We start from the raw sequence: 15,915 nt of genomic DNA on the forward strand, positions 1-15,915 counted from the left end.
GTCAGAGCGCCAGGCGCGCGACGGCGAACAGCCCGGTCGCGGCGGCGGCGTAGGAGAGGCAGGTCATGCCGATGATCAGGGCCTTGCCGGCCAGGCCGTGGACGTAATCCTCGACCATGACCTGGAAGCCCTCGGCGAAATGGACGAAGGCGACGACGATGGTCAGCGCCGCGACGATCGCCGGGAAGGGCCGGGCGAAATAGGCGGCGATCTCCTCGTAGGAGCCGCCCAGCGCCGGGCCGAAGGTGAAGACGAAGAGCGGCACGAGGATCGCCAGCGCCACCGACTGCACCTTCATGCGCCAGAAATGGTGGGTGCCGGATTTCGCGCTGCCCCAGCGGTTGGCGCGCTTGCGGTCGGTCATGAAGGCCATGGGACGCGCTCCTTTCTCGCGGTCGGTCATACGATCAGCACGGTCAGCAGGGTGAGGATCGCCGACCCGGCGATGCAGCCCCAGCCGAGCTTCTCGGCAATGTCGATCTCCAGCCCGTAGCCGGCGTCCCAGAGCAGGTGCCGCAGCCCGGCCAGGAAGTGGTACCAGAGCCCCAGCAGCGACAGCGTCAGCACCAGATCGCCGAACCACGAGGTCAGCACCCCGTTGGCGGTGGCGAAGGCCTCGGGCCCGCTCGCCGCGGCGAGGAACCACCACACGATCAACAACATGGTGACGATCAGCGCATTGCCGGTGATCCGGGTCAGGATCGACGAGACCGAGGTGATCTGGAACCGGTAATACTGCCCCAGCATGAAGGGTGACAGCGGGCGGTTGCCGCGGTTCACGTCTGGCATGGCGTAGTCCTTTCGCTAACCCTTGGCCGGGGTTCTAATGGTTTTTTTCCGGGTGTCACGAAGCCTTGGCGCCGCACCGGCCGGTTTGCGCGTGCAGAAAGGCGATTTTCCGCATTCCGTGATCACGCCGCGCGGAGGCGTGATCACAAAGGTGGCGGTAACGGCGCGCCGGCGGGTCCGGTCGGGCGCCGGAGCGGCGCGCCTCCGTATCGTGCCCGGCGATTCCCGCCGGCAATCGAGCGCCGCGCCCCGGCGCCGCTCAGGCCGGGATCAGCGCCCAGTAATCGAGGTCGAGCAGCACGCCGGGGAGATACTTGCCGTCGTCCCCCTTGAGCGTGCCCACCGAACCGTCGCGGGTGGCGACGAGCCGCAGCCGCAGCGCGCCGATGCCCGGGCGCCCGGTTTCGGCCATGTCGAGCACTTCGGACCAGGCCCGGATCGTGTCGCCGGAGAAGCAGGGATTGGCGTGGCTGCCGGCGTTCAGCCCGGCCACCATCTGGGCGTTGGCCAGGCCGTTGAAGCTCAGCGCGCGGGCCATGGAGATGACGTGGCCGCCATAGATCAACCGCTTGCCGTCCTCGCGCTGGGTGCCGTCGAAATGCACCTTGGAGGTGTTCTGCCAGAGCCGCGTGGCCAGCATGTGCTCGGCCTCCTCGACGGTGACGCCGTCGACATGGTCGATCACCTCGCCAACGCGGTAATCCGACAGCCGGTGCGGCTCCCCGGCGAGGTCGAAATCGTAGCGCGCGAAATCGAGCCCCTCCGGGATCGCGAGATCCGCGGCGCCAAGCGCCGGCTTCAGCTCCGGCACCACGGTCTCGGGCGCCGCGGCCTCGGGGTCGCGCTTCTTCACCATGACCCAGCGCACGTAGTCGAGCACCACCCGGTCGTGCTGGTTGTAGCCGCGGGTCCGGACCCAGACGACGCCGGTCTTGCCGTTGGAATTCTGCTTGAGGCCGATGACCTCGGATTCCGAGCGCAGGGTGTCGCCGGGCCAGACCGGGGCGTGCCAGCGGCCCTCGGCATAGCCGAGATTGGCGCGGGCGTTCAGCGACACGTCGGGCACGGTCTTGCCGAAGACCACGTGGAAGGCGGCGAGATCGTCGAGCGGCGCCGCCGGCAGGCCGCAGGCCTGCGCGAAGGCGTCGGAGGAATAGAGCGCGTGCCGGGCGGGGTAGAGCGCATGGTAGAGCGCGCGCTCGCCGGCGCCGACGGTGCGGGGCACGGCGTGGCGGATCACCTCGCCGATCCGGTAATCCTCGAAGAAGCGGCCCGGATTGGTCTTGCTCGGCATGGCGGGGTGGTCCCTCATCACTGCTCTCCCAGCTTGAGGTCGGGCGAATAGCTGCCCGCGACCTCCTTGGTCACCGCCTGGCCGCAGCGCATCACGCCGTTGGCGGCGTCGAAGGCATAGGTCGGATCGCCGTAGAGCTCCCAGCCCTTCGAAAGCGCCGCGGAAACCTTGTGGCAGAAGGCGGAGGTGTCGTCGGCAGACAGGAAACGATACAACTTCATGAACTTATCCCGGGAACGGCCAGACGCCGAGAAGCGCGTGCAGGCCGGTGATCAGGGCGAACATCACCACGGTGATGACGACGAGGACGATGTCGCGGCTGGCCGGGCCGGGGGCGGGCCGCTCCCAGACCGTGGTGCGGTTGATCACGATGACCTCGGCCACGGCCCAGACCAGCAGCGTGCCGAACATCAGGATCGAGGCCAGGTCGCCGTTCACCAGCAGGTGGGCCAGCGCCCAGATCTTCACAGCGATCAGCTGCGGGTGGCGCAGCCGCCCGCGCAGCCGACCCTTGGTCGCGCTCATGCCGAAGACGAAGACCGCCACCAGCATCAGCAGGTTGTTGACGTGGACCATCGCCGACGGCGGCGTCCAGACCGCCACGAAGGGCGTCCAGCGGTAGCCGAGGATGATCAGCAGGAGGCCGAGCCCGACCCCGGCCGCGGCGATCTTGCGCCGGCTCCCGGTGATCTCGCCGCCGCCCTGGGCCAGCCGCGGGCCGAGATGCGACCCGGCCCAGAGGGCGAGGCCGGCGATCAGCAGCAGCCAGCTCATTCGGCGGCAATCTGCGAGATGGCCTGGGCCTGCGCCAGGAGCTTGCGCGCGGTGGCCACGTGCAGGTTCTCGACGATGCGGCCATCGACCACGGCGACCCCCTGCCCCGAGGATTTCGCCGCCTCGAAGGCTTCGATCTGGCGCCGCGCCAGATCGACCTCCTCGTCCGAGGGGCCGAAGGCGGCATTGGCGGTGTCGATCTGCGCCGGGTGGATCAGCGTCTTGCCGTCGAATCCCATGTCGCGGCCCTGGCGGCATTCCGCGGCGAGCCCGTCTGCGTCCTTGAAGGCGTTGTAGACGCCGTCGACGACGACCTTGCCGAAGGCCTTGGCGGCGATCACGCAGTGCCCGAGCGAGGCCAGCACCGCGACCCGGTCCGCGGTCGCCCGGGCGCCCAGATCCTTGATCAGGTCGTTGGTGCCCATGACCATGCCCTCGAGCTTCGGATGCTCGGCGATGGCGCGGGCGTTGAGCATGCCGAGCGGCGTCTCCATCATCGCCCAGACCGGCAGGTCGCCGGTGATCGCGGCCAGCGCGTCGATCTGTTCGGGGCGCTCGACCTTAGGCAGCAGCACCGCGTCGCAGGCCATGCCGGCGACCGCCTGGGCATCGGCGCGGCCCCATTCGGTGTCGAGCCCGTTGATCCGCACGATGCGGGCGCGATGTCCGAACCCGCCCTCTGCCAGCGCGGCGGCCAGGGTGTCGCGGGCGCGCGGCTTCTCGTCTGGGGACACGGCGTCCTCGAGGTCGAAGATCACCGCATCCACCGGCAGGCTGCGGGCCTTGGCCACGGCCCGGTCGCGCGATCCGGGAATATAGAGAACCGAACGGTAGGGACGGGTCAGCATGCGCCTCTCCTCTCCGATGCGAAACAAAGTTGCGCCTTATGCGCCATTCCGGGCAGCATATTTCAAGGGAAATGTGCCGCATTGCAGCAGAAATGTATGCGAAAGTCCACAATGCAAGGGTAGCTGCCCCGGGCCCGGCCGCGCCAAGCGGTCCCGTCGCGCGGCCCCGGGCGGGCGGTCCGGGCCCGCGGCGCGCCGCCGATTCGCCGCGCCATCAGGTCAGCGCGTCCCAGATCAGCCGCCCGCCGGTCACGGTGAGCAGCACGTAGGTGATGGCGAAGAAGGCGCGTTCGGGCAGCCAGTGGTGCAGCCGCACCCCGGCCCAGGTGCCGAAGATCGCGAAGGGCGCCAGCACCAGGTCAAGCAGCAGCGTCTCGGAGGTGAAGATTCCCATCCCGGCATAGAGCGCGGCCTTGGCCAGGTTGACCGCCCAGAACAGCAGCACGGTGGTGGCCTGGAACGCCGTCTTCGACAGGCCGCGGCCCAGCAGGTAGACCATCGCTGGCGGGCCGCCGGCATGGCTGACGAAGCTGGTGAAGCCCACCGCGACCCCCGCCAGCACGCCCCCCGTCCGGCCGATCCGGCGCGCCCCGAGGCGCAGCACGCCGCCGCTGACCAGGCCCTGCCAGGCCACGAAGGCGAGACAGACGAGGCCGATCAGCAGGCGCACCGCGTCGGCGTCGGCCCAGCGGTAGAACAGCGCCCCCAGCGCCACCCCGGGCAGCGCCCCCCAGAGCAGCACCCGCACCGCCGGCCAGTGCCAGCGCCGCCAGAACGGCGGCAGGCTCGCCAGATCGATCAGCATCAGCAGCGGCAGCAGAATCCCGAGCGCCGTGCCTGGCGGCAGGATCAGCGCCAGAATCGACGCCGAGGCAAAGGCCGCGGCCGAGCCGAAGCCGCCCTTCGAGATGCCCGCGAAGATCACCGCCGGCACCGCGAGGGCCAATACCGGGGCGCTCAGAAGCTCCATGCGCGGTCCCGTCCCTAAGCCGCTTTCCGGGCGCGATTTAGCGCTCACAGGCCGGCGTGGCGAGGGTCGGCCCGCCCCATGCCGCGTTGCGGCGCTCTTGCACGGCGCCGGGGAACGGCTTAGCCATGCGCGGAAAATCGCAATGGATCGGAACGGAGAGACTTCCATGGCCAGACCCAAGATCGCGCTCATCGGCGCCGGACAGATCGGCGGCACGCTCGCGCATCTCGCGGCGATGAAGGAGCTGGGCGACGTCGTGCTGTTCGACATTGCCGAGGGCATCCCCGAGGGCAAGGCGCTCGACATCGCCGAAAGCGGTCCCTCGGAAGGCTTCGACGCCCATCTCAAGGGCACCTCGGATTACGCCGACATCGCCGGCGCCGATGTCTGCATCGTCACCGCCGGGGTGCCGCGCAAGCCGGGGATGAGCCGCGACGACCTGCTCGGCATCAACCTGAAGGTCATGAAGGCCGTCGGCGAGGGCATCAAGGCCAACGCGCCGAACGCCTTCGTGATCTGCATCACCAACCCGCTCGACGCGATGGTCTGGGCGCTGCGCGAATTCTCCGGCCTGCCGCACGAGAAGGTCTGCGGCATGGCGGGCGTGCTCGACAGCGCGCGCTTCCGCCACTTCCTGAGCCTCGAGTTCAACGTGTCGATGAAGGACGTCACCGCCTTCGTGCTGGGCGGCCACGGCGACACCATGGTGCCGCTGACCCGCTACTCCACCGTGGCCGGCATCCCGCTGCCCGACCTCGTGTCGATGGGCTGGACCACGCAGGACAAGCTCGACGCCATCGTGCAGCGCACCCGCGACGGCGGCGCCGAGATCGTCGGCCTGCTGAAGACCGGCTCGGCCTTCTACGCGCCCGCCACCTCCGCCATCGAGATGGCCGAGGCCTACCTGAAGGACCAGAAGCGCGTGCTGCCCTGCGCCGCCTGGTGCGACGGCGTGCTGGGCCTGAAGGGGATGTATGTGGGCGTGCCGACGGTGATCGGCTCGGGCGGCGTCGAGCGCGTCGTCGACATCAAGATGACCCAGGACGAGCAGGCGATGTTCGACAACTCGGTCAACGCCGTGAAGGGTCTCGTCGACGCCTGCAAGAAGATCGACGACACGCTGGCCTGACATCGCCGGCCCGAGGCCGGCGCGACGAGCTTGGGACCGGGCGCGACCTAACCGTCGCGCCCGTTCTGCGTCCAGGTGCTGGTGCCTTCGGCCACCGACTTGACGATGCCGCGCTCGGCCTGCCAATCGCGGCCGATATCGGTGACCAGCGGGCCGCCATCCGCGGCCTTGAGAAAGCGGCAGCGGTAACGCTCGACGTGGTCGGTCATCGCCTTGTTGTAGGGCCGCCGCATCTGCTTTTCCGGGTCCAGCGCCGGGTCCATCAGCGCGGCGCAGTGCCGCGCGAAGGCGCCGTCGAAGAAGCTCGGCGACAGCCCGAAGCGCGGCACCACGGTACGGCGCAGGGTGATCCCGAACACCTTGGTCTTGTGGAGCCCTTCGCTGAACGCGCCGCGTCCCTTGGGCCCGTGGGTCTCCGACAGCAGCGACACCGCCTTGATCTCCGCGTCGAGCCAGGACAGGGCGCGCGGCGCGTCGATCGGCTCGTTGGCGATCCAGTCATCCTCGAGATGCAGGAACGGCCCGTCCGGCAGGTCGGTCCAGAGCCGCTTCACCGCCGCGCCGAAGCCCGGGCTCTCCGGGCAGGTGACCCGGGCGCCGGGAAAGCGCTCCGCCAGCAGCGCCCGCACGGCCTCCCCCGCCGCCGCGTCGCCGAAGATCGGGTCGACATTGACCCGCACCCAGGCCAGATCGACCCGCGCGAAGAGCCTTTCGGCGAAACTGTCGAGGGTCCGGCGCAGCAGGTCGGGCCGCCGCGCCGCGACGACGGTAAGCCCGATGCGCGGGCCCGCGGCGGCCTGTCCCGCGCTACCCTGCCCCGCCGCGGTCGCCGCGTCCGTCGCTTCACCCTGTGCCGCCATCTCTGCCGCCTCCGCTGCCGATTCCCCTTCGCGGGCCTTCCCGCTTTTGCCGTTCGCGCGCGCTCTTGTCACCCGCCGCGCCGCGCCGCGCATTTCGTGATCACACCCGCGAACGCTGTGACCACAAAGCCGGAAAATGCGCCGCGTTGGGGCGCCAAGTGCGAGATTCCGTTTAAGTCCGCCCTAACCTCGTGCCTATACGGCGGCAAGCACAGCAGAACAGGGACCACCGCATATGAATATCCACGAATACCAGGCGAAGGCGCTCCTGCGGAGCTACGGCGCTCCGGTCTCGGACGGCCGGGTGGTGCTGCGGGCCGAGGAGGCCAAGACCGCGGCCAGCGCGATGGACGGCCCGCTCTGGGTGGTGAAGGCGCAGATCCATGCCGGCGGGCGCGGCAAGGGCTCGTTCAAGGAATCCGATGCCGGCGAGAAGGGCGGCGTGCGGCTCGCCAAGTCGGTGGAAGAGGCCGAGCAGGAAGCCAAGCGGATGCTGGGCAAGACCCTGGTCACCCACCAGACCGGCCCGGCCGGCAAGCAGGTCAACCGCATCTATATCGAGGAAGGCTCCGACATCGAGCGCGAGCTCTATCTCGCGCTGCTGGTCGACCGCGTGTCGAGCCGCGTCTCCTTCGTCTGCTCCACCGAGGGCGGCATGGACATCGAGGAGGTCGCCGCCGCGACGCCGGAGAAGATCCTGTCCTTCTCGGTCGACCCGGCCACCGGCTACCAGCCGTTCCACGGCCGCCGCATCGCCTTCGCGCTGGGGCTCGAGGGCGCCCAGATGAAGCAATGCGTCAAGCTGATGGGCATCCTCTACCACGCCTTCATCGAGCGCGACATGGAGATGCTCGAGATCAACCCGCTGATCGTCACCGACAAGGGCGACCTGAAGGTGCTCGACGCCAAGCTCGGCTTCGACGGCAACGCGCTTTACCGCCAGTCCGAGGTCGCCGAGCTGCGCGACGAGACCGAAGAGGATTCGAAGGAACTGCAGGCGTCCAAGTACGACCTCAACTACATCGCGCTCGACGGCGAGATCGGCTGCATGGTCAACGGCGCCGGCCTTGCCATGGCAACCATGGACATCATCAAGCTCTACGGCGCCGAGCCCGCGAACTTCCTCGATGTCGGCGGTTCGGCCACCAAGGAAAAGGTTACCGAGGCGTTCAAGATCATCACCTCCGACAAGAACGTGAAGGGCATCCTCGTCAACATCTTCGGCGGCATCATGCGCTGCGACGTGATCGCCGAGGGCGTGATCGCCGCGGTCAAGGAGGTCGGCCTGCAGGTGCCGCTGGTGGTCCGGCTCGAGGGCACCAACGTCGACCAGGGCAAGAAGCTGATCAACGAGAGCGGGCTCGACGTGATCGCCGCCGACAGCCTGTCGGACGGCGCCGAGAAGATCGTCAAGGCGGTCAAGGGCTGAGCCGTGCCGGTGCGCGCACCTCTCGTTCCGGCCGGCCCCGGCGGCGCGGCCTGCGGCAGCCCGCAGACCGCCGCGCCGCGTCGCGCTTCCGGCCCTGACCGCCCCGGCGCCGCGCGGGCTCCGGCGCGCGCGCATGGCCGCGGCGGGGTGACGGCGGGGCCGGGGACGGCCACGGAAGTGCAATCGGGCACGGAGGTCCATGGCGCAGGCCGGGACCTCTGCACGGATGGCCGCGTTGGTCGGTGAACCCATCGCCGGCACCGGTCGGCCCGGCCTGATCGCGGGCCCGGCCGGTGGACAACAGGGAGGATCCTCCATGGCACTCTTTTCCAAGCGCACCCTGCCCAGCCTGCCCACGCTGCCGGATCTGCCGGAGCTGCCGCCGCGCGACCGCCTCTCGCCCCTGATGCCGTTCGCGGTGGGGCTGGGCATGGTGGTGGCGGGGCTGCTGCTGCGGCGCACCGACCCGGACCTGCTGCGCCTGCCGCAGCCGGCGACCAAGCCGCACTGGCGCGGTCTGACCCGGCGGCGGGACATGGCGCGCACCGCGCGCGACGGGATTGCGGGCCTGATCCCGCGCAACCTGACCGGCTCGCTCGGCCGCACGCTGATCCTGATGGGCGGCGCGCTGGTGCTGGTGCGGGCGCTCGACGAACTCGTGGACGACGATTCCGCGAATTACTGACGATACGTTTCGACGGGCCGCCCGGGCGCACCGGCGGGGCCCGTCCCGAGGGACAAAAGGGACGACACCAAGATGGCAATTCTTGTCGATGCGAACACCAAGGTGATCTGCCAGGGCCTGACCGGCTCCCAGGGCACCTTCCACACCGAACAGGCCATCGCCTACGGCACCAAGATGGTCGGCGGCGTGACCCCGGGGAAGGGTGGGCAGACCCATCTCGACCTGCCGGTCTTCGACTCCGTGCACGAGGCCAAGGCCAAGACCGAGGCCAATGCCAGCGTGATCTACGTGCCGCCGCCCTTCGCCGCGGATTCGATCATGGAGGCCATCGACGCCGAGATGGAGCTGATCATCTGCATCACCGAGGGCATCCCGGTGCTTGACATGATGAAGGTCAAGCGCGCGCTGGAAGGCTCCAAGTCGAAGCTCATCGGTCCCAACTGCCCCGGCGTCATCACGCCCGAGGCCTGCAAGATCGGCATCATGCCCGGCCACATCCACAAGCGCGGCAAGGTCGGGGTGGTTTCGCGCTCCGGCACGCTTACCTACGAGGCCGTGAAGCAGACCACCGATGTCGGCCTCGGCCAGTCGACCTGCGTCGGCATCGGCGGTGATCCGATCAAGGGAACGGAGCATCTCGACGTGCTGGAATGGTTCCTCGACGATCCCGAGACCGAGGCCATCATCATGATCGGCGAGATCGGCGGCTCCGCCGAGGAGGACGCCGCGCAGTTCCTCGCCGACGAGAAGAAGAAGGGCCGCTGGAAGCCGACCGCCGGCTTCATCGCCGGCCGCACCGCGCCTCCGGGCCGCCGCATGGGCCATGCCGGCGCCATCGTCGCCGGCGGCAAGGGCGGCGCCGAGGACAAGATCGAGGCGATGAAATCCGCCGGCATCGTGGTGGCCGACAGCCCGGCGACGCTGGGCGAGGCGGTGCTCGAGGCGATCAAGCAGGGCTGAGGCCCGCGCCGCCCCGCGGGGCGGCGTTCCGAACTTGCGGTGCGCCCCGCCCCCGGCAGGGGCGCGCCAAGGCCCTCCGGGGCGCACCAGGAGCGAAAGACATGACCGACCAGTCTCCGAACGACCAATTCCACGCCTCCTCCTTCATGCAGGGGGCGAACGCGGATTACCTCGAACAGATGTATGCCCGCTACGCCAACGACCCGAACGCGGTCGACGAGGCCTGGAGCGACTTCTTCCGCAGCCTGGGCGACGACGAGATCTCGGTCAAGCGCGAGGCCGAGGGCCCGTCCTGGGCGCGCCGCGACTGGCCGCCGCAGCCCGCCGACGACCTGACCGCCGCGCTGACAGGGGAATGGCCGATGCCGGCGATGCCGAGCGAGGCCAAGGCCGCCGCCCAGAAGGTCGCCGACAAGGCCGAGGCCAAGGGCGTGCAGCTCACCGACGACCAGGTGCAGCGCGCGGTGCTGGATTCGATCCGCGCCCTGATGATCATCCGCGCCTACCGGATCCGCGGCCACCTCGCCGCCACGCTCGACCCGCTCGGCATGCGCAATCTCGACCAGGAGCATCCCGAGCTCGACCCGCGGAGCTACGGCTTCACCGAGGCCGATCTCGACCGGCCGATCTTCATCGACAACGTGCTGGGGCTCGAGATCGCCTCCCTGCGCGAGATCGTCAGCGTGCTGCAGCGCACCTATTGCGGCACCTTCGCGCTTCAGTACATGCACATCTCCGACCCCGAGCAATCCGCCTGGCTGAAGGAGCGGATCGAGGGCTACGGCAAGGAGGTGAAGTTCACCCGCGAGGGCCGGCGCGCCATCCTCAACAAGATGGTCGAGGCCGAGGGCTTCGAGAAGTTCCTGCACGTCAAGTATACCGGCACCAAGCGCTTCGGCCTCGATGGGGGCGAAAGCCTCGTGCCGGCGATGGAGCAGATCATCAAGCGCGGCGGCGCGCTGGGGATCGAGGAGATCGTCATCGGCATGCCGCATCGCGGCCGCCTCAACGTGCTGGCCAACGTGATGGGCAAGCCCTACCGGGCGATCTTCAACGAGTTCCAGGGCGGCAGCTTCAAGCCCGAGGATGTCGACGGCTCGGGCGACGTGAAATACCACCTCGGCGCCTCCCATGACCGCGAATTCGACGGCAACACCGTGCACCTGTCGCTGACCGCCAACCCCAGCCACCTCGAGGCGGTGAACCCGGTGGTCCTGGGCAAGGTCCGCGCCAAGCAGGACCAGTACCGGGACGAGACCCGCTCCAAGGTGCTGCCGATCCTGCTGCACGGCGACGCGGCCTTTGCCGGCCAGGGCGTGGTGGCGGAATGCTTCGCGCTCTCGGGCCTGCGCGGCCACCGCACCGGCGGCACCATCCACCTCGTGGTGAACAACCAGATCGGCTTCACCACGGCGCCGCATTTCTCGCGCTCCTCGCCCTACCCGACCGACAACGCGCTGGTGGTCGAGGCGCCGATCTTCCACGTCAACGGCGACGACCCCGAGGCCGTGGTGCACGCCGCCAAGGTCGCCACCGAGTTCCGCCAGAAGTTCGGCAAGGACGTGGTCATCGACATCTTCTGCTACCGCCGGTTCGGGCACAACGAGGGCGACGAGCCGATGTTCACCAACCCGGTGATGTACAAGCAGATCAAGGGCCACAAGACGACGCTCACGCTCTACACCGAGACGCTGGTCAAGGACGGGCTGATCCCCGAGGGCGAGATCGAGGACATGAAGACCGCCTTCCAGGCGCATCTCAACGAGGAGTTCGAGGCCGGCAAGAACTACAAGCCCAACAAGGCCGACTGGCTCGACGGGCGGTGGAGCCATCTCGACCGGCAGAAGCAGGGCAAGTACCAGCGCGGCCGCACCTCGATCAAGAAGAAGACCCTGGAGGAGATCGGCCGCGCCCTGACCTCGCCGGCCGAGAGCCTCGCCGTGCACCGCACCGTCGGCCGCCTGATCGAGGCGCGCGCCAAGATGTTCGAGTCCGGCCAGGGCTTCGACTGGGCGACCGCCGAGGCGCTGGCCTTCGGCTCGCTGCTGACCGAGGGCTACCCGGTCCGCCTGTCGGGCCAGGATTCGGTGCGCGGCACCTTCTCGCAGCGCCATTCCGCCATCGTCGACCAGGAGACCGAGGAGCGCTACTTCCCGCTGAACCACATCCGCGAGGGCCAGGCCCGGTTCGAGGCCATCGACTCGGCGTTGTCGGAATACGCGGTGCTGGGCTTCGAATACGGCTACAGCCTCGCCGAGCCCAACGCCCTGACGCTCTGGGAGGCGCAGTTCGGCGACTTTGCCAACGGCGCGCAGATCATGTTCGACCAGTTCGTCTCCTCGGGGGAATCGAAATGGCTGCGCATGTCGGGCCTCGTCTGCCTGCTGCCGCACGGCTACGAGGGCCAGGGCCCCGAGCATTCCTCGGCCCGGCTCGAGCGCTTCCTGCAGCTTTGCGGTCAGGACAACTGGATCGTCGCGAACTGCTCGACCCCGGCCAACTACTTCCACATCCTGCGCCGGCAGCTGCACCGCTCCTACCGCAAGCCGCTGATCCTGATGACGCCGAAATCGCTGCTGCGGCACAAGCTCGCGGTCTCCACGGCGGAGGATTTCCTCGACGGCTCGTCCTTCCATCGCGTCCTCTGGGACGATGCCGAGAAGGGCAATTCGGAGATGACGCTGAAGCCCGACAGCGAGATCAAGCGCGTGGTGATGTGCTCGGGCAAGGTCTATTTCGACCTGCTCGAGGAGCGCGACGCGCGCGGCCTCGAGGACGTCTACCTGATGCGGGTCGAGCAATTCTATCCGTTCCCGGCGATGAGCCTCGTCAAGGAGCTGTCGCGCTTCAAGCAGGCCGAGGTGATCTGGTGTCAGGAGGAGCCCAAGAACCAGGGCGCCTGGAGCTTCATCGAGCCCAACATCGAATGGGTGCTCGGCCGCATCGAGGCAGCCTGCCCGCGGGCCCGCTATATCGGCCGCGCGACCTCGGCCTCGCCGGCGACCGGCCTCGCCTCCACCCACAAAGCCCAGCAGGAAGCGCTTGTCGACGAAGCGCTGACGATCGAAGGAAAGTGACGACATGACGACCGAAGTGCGCGTGCCCACCCTGGGCGAGTCGGTGACCGAAGCCACGGTGGCGACCTGGTTCAAGAAGCCCGGCGACAGCGTCGCCGAGGACGAGATGCTGTGCGAGCTGGAGACCGACAAGGTGACGGTGGAAGTGCCCTCGCCGGCCTCCGGCAAGCTCGACGACATCGTCGCCCAGGAGGGCGAGACGGTGGGCGTCGACGCCCTGCTCGCGACCATCGCGGAGGCCGGCGAGGCCGGCTCCGAGCAGCCCCAGGTGCGCGAATCCGAGAAGAAGAAGGCCGCCCAGAAGGCCGAGCCTGCCGAGGCCGACGGTTCTGGCGACGCCCAGGGCGAGGGCGCCGGCGAGGCGGTCGAGGTGATGGTGCCGACGCTGGGCGAGTCGGTCTCGGAGGCCACCGTGGCGACCTGGTTCAAGAAAGTCGGCGACAGCGTCGAGGCCGACGAGACGCTCTGCGAGCTCGAGACCGACAAGGTCTCGGTCGAGGTGCCCGCGCCGGCCGCCGGCACGCTGTCGGAGATCCTCGCCGAGGAGGGCACCACGGTGCAGGCCGATGCCCAGCTCGCGGTGATCGCCAAGGGCGCCGGCGGCAAGGCCGGCGCGGCGAAGCCCGCCGCGGGCGCCGAGACGGGCGGCGACGCCCCGGCCGCCCCGCCGAGCGACAACCAGTACACCATGCCCGCCGCCGGGCAGGGCCGCGGCGATGTCGAGGACGCGCCCTCGGCCAAGAAGGCGATGGCCGAAAAGGGGCTGGATCGCGGCCAGGTCCAGGGCTCCGGCCGCGACGGCCGGGTGATGAAGGAGGACGTGGCCCGCGCCGCCGCCGGCAGCGCCCCCGCCCCGGCCGCCGAGGCCCCCCGGGCGCCGCGCGCCCCGGTCTCGGCCGAGGATGCCGGCCGCGAGGAGCGGGTCAAGATGACCCGCCTGCGCCAGACCATCGCGCGCCGCCTCAAGGACGCCCAGAACACCGCCGCCATGCTGACCACCTACAACGAGGTGGACATGACCGAGACCATGGCGCTGCGCTCGGAATACAAGGAGCTCTTCGAGAAGAAGCACGGCGTCCGGCTTGGCTTCATGTCGTTCTTCACCAAGGCCTGCTGCCACGCCCTGAAGGAGGTCCCCGAGGTCAACGCCGAGATCGACGGCACCGACATCGTCTACAAGAACTTCGTGCATATGGGCATCGCCACCGGCACTCCCACCGGCCTCGTCGTGCCGGTGATCCGCGACGCCGACGCCATGTCCTTCGCCGAGATCGAGAAGGCCATCGCCGAGAAGGGCAAGCGCGCCCGCGACGGCAAGCTCAGCATGGCCGAGATGCAGGGCGGCACCTTCACCATCTCCAATGGCGGCGTCTACGGCTCGCTGATGTCCTCGCCGATCCTCAACCCGCCGCAATCGGGCATCCTCGGCATGCACAAGATCCAGCAGCGTCCGATGGTGGTCGACGGCCAGATCGTCGCCCGGCCGATGATGTACCTGGCGCTGAGCTACGATCACCGCATCGTCGACGGCAAGGGCGCGGTGACCTTCCTCGTCCGCGTCAAGGAGGCGCTCGAGGATCCGCGCCGCCTGCTGATGGATCTCTGAGCGAGACCCGGCCGGGCGGCGCCGCCCGGCCATTTCCCCGCGCTCGCGGCCTGCTAGGTGGTCCGGTCGACCCGGCCCCCAGGGGCCCCGAGCCAGGAGAGACCCGATGCCCCACCCCGTCCACATCCCCAAGGACGCGCCCGAGCTTAAGGTGATGGAGGAGGCCCGCCTCGGCGGCCTGAAATACCGCCTGCTGGTGGATGCCGATGGCGGCCCCAGCGCCAGTCTCTGCCAGGGCCTGTTCTACCTCGCCGCCGGCCATTCCGAATCCGCCCACCGCCACGAGGTGGCCGAGACCGTTCACGTGATCTCGGGCCGCGGCACGGCGCGGCTCGGCGACCGCGACCTCGCCCTCGCGCCCGGCGACACGCTCTACATCCCGCCCGGCCAGGATCACGGCTTCACCGCCGAGGAGGACATGACGACGCTGTTCTCCTTCCCGGTCGACCGCTTCTCCGAGGTCACCTACCGCTTCGCGGAGGAGCCATGACGCCCCACAACCCGGCCAGCGATCCCGCCCTCTTCGCGGCCCGGCGCGCCCTCGCGGCGCCGGGCTACGCGACCCTGGCCGAGGTCGGGCTCGATCTCGACCTGGTCTCGCCCTACCAGCTGTCCTGCGGCCATCCCGAGGGGCCGGTGCTGGTGAGCTACAACTTTCTCGACGCGCCCGCCGCCCGCGCCCACCGCGCGGCGCTGGCCCGCGCCGGCTACCTGCCCGAGATGCGCTTCAACCGCGTCGTCGACGCCGCGCTGGCCAGCGCCGGGCTGACGCGGTCGGCGCTCTACCTGACCCATGCCTGCCACCTGCTGCCGCCGACCCGCTCGCACAGCGTGCCCGCCCGGCTGCTCGAGGCGAGCTTCGACGCCGTCACCCGCCACGAGATCGCCGGCCGGCCGGTGATCGCGCTCGGCCGCGCCGCGGCGCAGACCTGCCGGCGCTTCGGCGTGGCGCATCTCGAAGTGCCCCACCCCTCCGCCCGCGGCGAGACCGACGCCGCCCGGGCCGGCCGGCTGGCCATCGCGCTGCGCGCCGTGCACCGCCAGGCGGGGCGCGCCGCATGAGCCCCGAACTCGCCGCCCTGGTCTGCGCCGCGCTCTGGCAGGTGGTGCAGTTCGTGCTCTTCGCGGTGCCGGCCAATCTCGAGCTCGGCCCCGGCTACACCATGTCGGCGCGCGACCGCCCACCCTCGCGGCCGCTGACGGAGGGCACGGCGCGGCTGCAGCGCGCGCTCGCCAACCATTTCGAGGCGCTGATCCTCTTCACCATCGCCGTGCTCGCCGTCACCCTCGCCGGCAAGTCCGGCCCGGTCACCGCCCTCGCCGCCTGGACCTATGTCGCGGCCCGCATCCTCTACGTCCCGGCCTACTGGCTGGGCTGGCGTCCCGGCCGCTCGCTGATCTGGGCCCTGGGCCTCGCGGCGACGCTCGTCCTCCTTGTCGCCGCCCTGCTCTGACGCCATGGCTTCTTCTGAGCCGAAATATCCCGGGGTGAAT

Annotated in this window: 17 protein-coding genes; 9 read left to right on the forward strand and 8 right to left on the reverse strand. The window is 69.5% G+C overall.

The window, feature by feature from the left end; all coding sequences use genetic code 11:
• Position 1: 1 nt before the first annotated feature.
• The 7 genes from sdhD to ACXYMW_RS05790 all read right to left on the reverse strand — a co-directional run bounded on the left by sdhD (position 2) and on the right by ACXYMW_RS05790 (position 4,675).
• Positions 2-373, reverse strand: a complete 372-nt coding sequence (gene sdhD, locus ACXYMW_RS05760; protein WP_459034343.1) for a succinate dehydrogenase, hydrophobic membrane anchor protein — start codon at positions 371-373, stop codon at positions 2-4.
• Between the two features lie 26 nt (positions 374-399).
• Complete coding sequence (gene sdhC / locus ACXYMW_RS05765) at positions 400-789, reverse strand: succinate dehydrogenase, cytochrome b556 subunit (RefSeq protein WP_459034344.1); 390 nt, start codon at positions 787-789, stop codon at positions 400-402.
• 259 nt (positions 790-1,048) lie between these two features.
• Positions 1,049-2,083, reverse strand: a complete 1,035-nt coding sequence (locus ACXYMW_RS05770; RefSeq protein WP_459034440.1) for a MaoC family dehydratase — start codon at positions 2,081-2,083, stop codon at positions 1,049-1,051.
• Positions 2,084-2,100: 17 nt separating this feature from the next.
• Positions 2,101-2,304, reverse strand: a complete 204-nt coding sequence (locus tag ACXYMW_RS05775; RefSeq protein ID WP_459034345.1) for a DUF1737 domain-containing protein — start codon at positions 2,302-2,304, stop codon at positions 2,101-2,103.
• A 4-nt stretch (positions 2,305-2,308) separates the two neighbouring features.
• A complete protein-coding gene (locus ACXYMW_RS05780) occupies positions 2,309-2,857 on the reverse strand; it encodes an NnrU family protein (RefSeq protein ID WP_459034346.1) in 549 nt (182 codons plus the stop codon).
• A complete protein-coding gene (locus ACXYMW_RS05785) occupies positions 2,854-3,705 on the reverse strand; it encodes an HpcH/HpaI aldolase/citrate lyase family protein (protein ID WP_459034347.1) in 852 nt (283 codons plus the stop codon). The genes ACXYMW_RS05780 and ACXYMW_RS05785 overlap by 4 nt, the downstream gene beginning before the upstream one ends.
• 214 nt (positions 3,706-3,919) lie before the next feature.
• Positions 3,920-4,675, reverse strand: coding sequence for a sulfite exporter TauE/SafE family protein (locus ACXYMW_RS05790; protein ID WP_459034348.1), 756 nt, complete (start codon positions 4,673-4,675; stop codon positions 3,920-3,922).
• 166 nt (positions 4,676-4,841) lie between these two features.
• On the opposite strand from ACXYMW_RS05790, the gene mdh reads away from it, so the two are divergent.
• The gene (mdh, locus tag ACXYMW_RS05795) at positions 4,842-5,804 is read left to right on the forward strand and encodes a malate dehydrogenase (RefSeq protein WP_459034349.1); all 963 of its coding nucleotides are present in this window, start codon (positions 4,842-4,844) and stop codon (positions 5,802-5,804) included.
• Between the two features lie 47 nt (positions 5,805-5,851).
• Here mdh and ACXYMW_RS05800 read toward each other — a convergent pair whose 3' ends face one another.
• Complete coding sequence (locus ACXYMW_RS05800; protein ID WP_459034350.1) at positions 5,852-6,664, reverse strand: glycosyltransferase family 2 protein; 813 nt, start codon at positions 6,662-6,664, stop codon at positions 5,852-5,854.
• Positions 6,665-6,899: 235 nt separating this feature from the next.
• On the opposite strand from ACXYMW_RS05800, the gene sucC reads away from it, so the two are divergent.
• The 8 genes from sucC (at position 6,900) to ACXYMW_RS05840 (ending at position 15,875) form a co-directional block, all read left to right on the forward strand.
• Complete coding sequence (gene sucC / locus ACXYMW_RS05805; protein WP_459034351.1) at positions 6,900-8,093, forward strand: ADP-forming succinate--CoA ligase subunit beta; 1,194 nt, start codon at positions 6,900-6,902, stop codon at positions 8,091-8,093.
• A gap of 316 nt (positions 8,094-8,409) precedes the next feature.
• Positions 8,410-8,778 (forward strand): hypothetical protein, encoded by a 369-nt coding sequence (locus ACXYMW_RS05810; RefSeq protein ID WP_459034352.1) that lies wholly within the window; start codon positions 8,410-8,412, stop codon positions 8,776-8,778.
• 72 nt (positions 8,779-8,850) lie between these two features.
• Positions 8,851-9,738: a succinate--CoA ligase subunit alpha gene (gene sucD / locus ACXYMW_RS05815; RefSeq protein ID WP_459034353.1), complete on the forward strand. Its 888-nt coding sequence runs from the start codon at positions 8,851-8,853 to the stop codon at positions 9,736-9,738.
• A 101-nt stretch (positions 9,739-9,839) separates the two neighbouring features.
• On the forward strand, positions 9,840-12,815 hold the full coding sequence (locus ACXYMW_RS05820; protein ID WP_459034354.1) for a 2-oxoglutarate dehydrogenase E1 component: 2,976 nt from the start codon (positions 9,840-9,842) through the stop codon (positions 12,813-12,815).
• 4 nt (positions 12,816-12,819) lie between these two features.
• Positions 12,820-14,421 carry a 2-oxoglutarate dehydrogenase complex dihydrolipoyllysine-residue succinyltransferase gene (odhB, locus tag ACXYMW_RS05825; RefSeq protein WP_459034355.1) on the forward strand — a complete coding sequence of 534 codons (1,602 nt, stop codon included), beginning with the start codon at positions 12,820-12,822 and terminating at the stop codon, positions 14,419-14,421.
• A gap of 106 nt (positions 14,422-14,527) precedes the next feature.
• Positions 14,528-14,911: a cupin domain-containing protein gene (locus ACXYMW_RS05830; RefSeq protein ID WP_459034356.1), complete on the forward strand. Its 384-nt coding sequence runs from the start codon at positions 14,528-14,530 to the stop codon at positions 14,909-14,911.
• Positions 14,908-15,483 carry a uracil-DNA glycosylase family protein gene (locus ACXYMW_RS05835; RefSeq protein ID WP_459034357.1) on the forward strand — a complete coding sequence of 192 codons (576 nt, stop codon included), beginning with the start codon at positions 14,908-14,910 and terminating at the stop codon, positions 15,481-15,483. The genes ACXYMW_RS05830 and ACXYMW_RS05835 overlap by 4 nt, the downstream gene beginning before the upstream one ends.
• A complete protein-coding gene (locus ACXYMW_RS05840) occupies positions 15,480-15,875 on the forward strand; it encodes an MAPEG family protein (RefSeq protein ID WP_459034358.1) in 396 nt (131 codons plus the stop codon). Before ACXYMW_RS05835 ends, ACXYMW_RS05840 begins: the two co-directional genes overlap by 4 nt.
• The last annotated feature ends 40 nt before the right edge of the window (positions 15,876-15,915 follow it).

It is taken from the genome of Roseivivax sp. CAU 1761 (genome assembly GCF_054482755.1).